Raw genomic sequence first — 4,453 nt, 5'->3', positions numbered from 1 at the left:
CGCCGAGCTGCGCCGCCGCCACCCCACCCTGGCCACCCACCGCCTGCGCAAGGCGACGTTGATCGCGCTCTCGTGGGCGATCGAGGACGAGTGCTGCGCGGTCGCCGACCAGCCGGTCCTCTTCGGCGCCTTCCAGCGCTCGTCGTTCTACAAGCCGTCCGCGCCGCGCTGGACCGAGCTCTCCCGCGTCGCGCGCGCCGCGATCGTCTTCGCCGACCACTGGCCCGACACCGCCGACGAGGCGAGCGGTCCGATCCGCGCCACCCTCGCCGAGGACGCACCGATGGTGCGCGAGTGGTCGGTCGTGTGCGACGCCGCCGACAGCACCGCCTGCCTGGCGGCGTGGGAGCTGCCCGGCCAGACCGATGTGCCCGACCGGGAGCGCGTCTTCGAGGCGATCTGGACCGTCGACCCGGTGGCGGTGCGCGACGCCGCCCGGGKCGCCGCCTCGGTCGCGGAGCGCGCCGGCGTGCTGGCCGCCCGGCCACTGCTCTACGAGCTCGCCGAGGCCCCTGCACCGCGCACGACCACGCCGTCCGCGGTCACCGCGCTGTTCAACCGCGTCGTCGCGTACGTCGACCGCCTGTCCCTCTGACCCGCAACCAGCGGGAAGCACGCGGGTGCCCCGCTGCAGCCGTGTGGGACACAAGACGGCTGCAGCGGGGCACGCGGGTGGCTGCCGGAAGTGGGGTACATCAGCAGCCGGTGCGACCGGCGGAGATCACGGCTCCCTGCCCTCCCCGGTGGCCGGTCGCAAGCATCGGGACCCTCCCGGTTCCCGTGCACCCATGGAACCGCGGTCACACCTTCCGCGTCGAGACCTCGCTTGCGAGGGTCCCGGTCCCCCGGCCCGGCGGGGTGCTCAGGCCAGGGCGAGGAAGAGCTTCTCCATCTTCTTCGCGTCCACGCTGTCCGGACCACCCTCGACGAGGCACTTCTGCAGCCCGGTCGCGACGAGCGCGTAGCCCCCGCGCCCGATCGCCTTGTTGACGGCCGCGAGCTGCATCAGCGCATCCTCGCAGTCGGCGCCCTCCTCGAGCATCCGGATCACCGAGGCCAGGTGCCCGTTCGCCCGCTTGAGGCGGGTGGTGATCGCCTTGACCTCGTCCGGGTCGAGCTTCATGACGTCCTCCTGGACCGGCAGCCCCTGCCGGTCATCGCGGATTCGAAACCCCCTTGGGGGGATCTGTTACGGTAACCAGCGTAACCCCCCGGGGGGTTCAGCATCAAGCACCGCACGAAGGACCAGGAGGCCCGCCATGTGCCGCCCCACCCGTTGCCGCACCTGCGGCAATACCACCTGGGCCGGCTGCGGCCAGCACGTCGCGTCGGTCAAGGCCGGCGTCCCCGCCGACCAGTGGTGCCCCGGTCACCCCGCCTCCACGTCGTCCGCCCAGCCGACCGCCGGCAGCCTCCTCCGCCGCCTCTTCCGCCTCTGATCACACCTGCCGCTGGTTGAAGGCACACCCCGCCTCGCAGGCCCCGGAGGGAGTACGACGCCGCGGCCTGCCGATGGTTGAGGTGCGAGGCGCGCGCACGGAGCCATCCGCCGCTGGTTGAGGTGCGAGGCGCGCGCACCGACCCCTCCGCCGCTGGTTGAGGTGCGAGGCGCGCTAGCGCCGAGCCTCGAAACCAGTGGCCCGCTGCACCGGACTGTGCCCGGCACAGCCCGCCTCGCAGGCCCGGAGGTTTCGAGGCTCCTCGCTAGCGCTCGTCGCACCTCAACCACCGGGTCAGGCGGCGCTTGTCGCACCTCAACCACCGGGAGTACGGCGCCACCCGCCTGCCGCTGGCCGAGGCGCGAAGCCGCCCGCACCGAGCCCTCCGCCGCTGGTTGAGGTGCGAGGCGCCCCAGCGCCGAGCCTCGAAACCAGTGGCCCCCGGGACTCCACTCCCCGGCCCAGCAGCACCCCTATCCTTCGCCCCATGGAACTCCCCGTGCCGACGTCGGCGCTCGGCTGGTTCGTCCTGGGGCTCGAGGTGGTGCTGCGGCTCGTCGCGTTGGGCATCATCCCCGGCAACCGGAAGCCGTCGACGGGCATGGCGTGGCTGCTGCTGATCATGGTCGAGCCGATCATCGGCTTCGCGATCTTCCTGCTCTTCGGGCGCACGCGGTTGGGCAACCGCCGGATCTCGCGGCAGAAGCGGGCGATCGCGGCGATCCGCGAGCGGGCCGAGCAGCTGCCGATGTCGTTCGACCAGACCCAGCTGCCGCCGCAGATCTCGCGGGTCGCGGACCTCAACCGGCACCTCGGCGCACTCCCCCTCACCGGCGGCAACGAGGTGCAGCTGTGGCCGGACTACCAGGGCGTCATCGAGGAGATGGCCCGCGAGGTGGACCGGGCGCGCAGCCACGTGCACGTGGAGTTCTACATCACCGCGTGGGACGAGGTGACCGACCCGCTCTTCCAGTCCCTCGTGCGCGCGACGGAGCGCGGCGTCGACGTACGCCTGCTCTTCGACCACCTCGGCTCGCGCCGGCTCAAGGGCTACCGACGGATGCTGAAGCGGCTGCGCGGCACCGGCATCCAGTGGCACCCGATGCTGCCGATCAAGCCGCTGCGCGGGCGGTTCCGCCGCCCGGACCTGCGCAACCACCGCAAGATCCTGGTCGTCGACGGCGCGGTCGGGTTCACCGGCTCGCTCAACCTCACCGAGCCCGGCTACAACAACCCGCGCAACCACAAGCTCGGCCGCGAGTGGGTGGAGCTGATGGTGCGCCTCGAGGGGCCGGTCGTCGGTGGGCTCAACGCGGTCTTCGCCTCCGACTGGTACGTCGAGACCGGTGAGGTCGTCGAGCTGGTGGCCGTCCTCGGCGAGCCCGACGTCCGCCCCGACGAGGTGCTCGACGTCCCCTGCCAGGTCGTCCCCAGCGGCCCGGGCCTGGTGGCGGAGAACAACCTGCGCATGTTCACGACGCTCATCTACGCGGCGACGAGGCGGATCTCCCTGACCTCGCCGTACTTCGTGCCCGACGAGTCGCTGCTCTACGCCGTCACCACGGCCGCCGAGCGCGGGGTCGAGGTCGAGCTGTTCGTCAGCGAGGTGTCCGACCAGTTCATGGTCGGACACGCCCAGGCGTCGTACTACCGCGGCCTGCTGGAGGCCGGGGTGCGGATCTTCCGCTACCCCGCGCCGTTCGTGCTGCACGCCAAGCACTTCACGATCGACGACGACGTCGCAGTGATCGGGTCGAGCAACATGGACATGCGCTCCTTCGGCCTCAACTACGAGGTGTCGCTGATGCTGCCCGACCGCAACGTCGTCGAGCGGCTGCGCGAGGTGCAGGACTCCTACCGCGCGCTGTCGACCGAGCTGACCCTCGCCGAGTGGGGCGAGCGCTCCCGCGGGGCGCGGTACGTCGACAACGTGATGCGCCTGACCGCCGCCCTGCAGTGACCCCCTGAGCCGGCAGCGGCCGGCGCCGGCCCACCGGGACGGTCGTCCCGACCGTCTAGCCCGATCGGGCCATCACCCCGAATCTCTCGGCCGGACCTGCCTCCTTACCATTGCGGGCCGCTGTGCGCAGCCGTAATGCTCGATGAGCCAGCAGGATCTCGGGCATGGATGGGGAGGGAACCCATGAGCGCCATTCCAGTCACGGACGACATCGCCTACGCCGACGCCGCACCGCAGCACGCCGCCACCCGGATGCCGGCGGAGCTCGAGCAGGCCATCCTCGAGATCGCCGCCTCCGAGCGCGCCCTCGACGACCTCCTGGGCCGTGCGGACCGCCTCCACGCGAGCAACATCCAGCACGACCCGCGCTCCTGCCTGGTCTGCTTCACCGAGCGCTGACCCGGCCCCTGCACCCGGCGCGCACCCGCCCCTGACGCGGACGCGCGGTTAGCCGACGACCGGAGTCCGGGACACAATGGGCTGATGCCTGCCTCACAGCTGGTCCCGTACCTCCACGTCGCCGACGCCCGCGCCGCGATCGACTGGTACCGCGACGTCCTCGGCGCTGCGGTGGTCTTCCCCCCGATCGAGATGCCGAACGGCAAGGTCGGCCACGTCGAGCTCGCCGTCAACGGCGCGCGCTGGATGATGTCCGACGAGTGGCCCGAGCTGCACGCCGAGGCGCCCAGGGGCGACCGCGGCCTGCCCGTCACCCTGCACCTCACGGTCGGCGACGTCGACGACGTCTGCGCCCGCGTCACCGCCTCGGGCACCAAGCTCGACCGCGGCCCCGAGGACGCCCCGCCCGCCGGCCGCGTCGCCTCCTTCCGCGACCCCTTCGGCCACCGCTGGTTCCTCAACCAGCCCTGACCGCCCTCCCCGCCGTACGCCGCTGGTTGAGGTGCGAGGCGTCGTGCAGCACGCCCACCGCCGCTGGTTGAGGTGCGAGGCGCGCTAGCGCCGAGCCTCGAAACCAGTGGCCCCTGCTGCACCGGGCTGTGCCCACCACAGCCCGCCACCAAGGCCCGGAGGTTTCGAGGCTCCTCGCTAGCGC

Annotated in this window: 6 protein-coding genes; 5 read left to right on the top strand and 1 reads right to left on the bottom strand. The window is 72.1% G+C overall.

Annotated features, from left to right (window positions below):
- Positions 1 to 595 (top strand): DICT sensory domain-containing protein (locus L615_RS13525; protein ID WP_222430555.1); only part of this gene is annotated, 595 nt, incomplete at its 5' end.
- 267 nt (positions 596 to 862) lie between these two features.
- On the opposite strand, the gene L615_RS13520 is transcribed toward L615_RS13525, so the two are convergent.
- A complete protein-coding gene (locus L615_RS13520) occupies positions 863 to 1,123 on the bottom strand; it encodes a metal-sensitive transcriptional regulator (protein ID WP_028656953.1) in 261 nt (86 codons plus the stop codon).
- A 136-nt stretch (positions 1,124 to 1,259) separates the two neighbouring features.
- On the opposite strand from L615_RS13520, the gene L615_RS13515 reads away from it, so the two are divergent.
- The 4 genes from L615_RS13515 to L615_RS13500 all read left to right on the top strand — a co-directional run bounded on the left by L615_RS13515 (position 1,260) and on the right by L615_RS13500 (position 4,269).
- Positions 1,260 to 1,439, top strand: a complete 180-nt coding sequence (locus tag L615_RS13515) for a hypothetical protein (RefSeq protein ID WP_145725390.1) — start codon at positions 1,260 to 1,262, stop codon at positions 1,437 to 1,439.
- A gap of 487 nt (positions 1,440 to 1,926) precedes the next feature.
- Positions 1,927 to 3,399 (top strand): cardiolipin synthase, encoded by a 1,473-nt coding sequence (gene cls / locus L615_RS13510; RefSeq protein WP_145725389.1) that lies wholly within the window; start codon positions 1,927 to 1,929, stop codon positions 3,397 to 3,399.
- Between the two features lie 183 nt (positions 3,400 to 3,582).
- A complete protein-coding gene (locus tag L615_RS13505) occupies positions 3,583 to 3,798 on the top strand; it encodes a hypothetical protein (protein WP_028656950.1) in 216 nt (71 codons plus the stop codon).
- An 84-nt stretch (positions 3,799 to 3,882) separates the two neighbouring features.
- Positions 3,883 to 4,269 carry a glyoxalase/bleomycin resistance/extradiol dioxygenase family protein gene (locus L615_RS13500; RefSeq protein ID WP_145725388.1) on the top strand — a complete coding sequence of 129 codons (387 nt, stop codon included), beginning with the start codon at positions 3,883 to 3,885 and terminating at the stop codon, positions 4,267 to 4,269.
- The last annotated feature ends 184 nt before the right edge of the window (positions 4,270 to 4,453 follow it).

Source organism: Nocardioides sp. J9 (assembly GCF_007829375.1).
In the GTDB taxonomy this organism is placed as follows: Bacteria; Actinomycetota; Actinomycetes; order Propionibacteriales; family Nocardioidaceae; genus Nocardioides.
The sequence above is the reverse complement of the archived record's forward strand: the minus strand, read 5'-3'. Positions and strand labels throughout refer to the sequence as shown.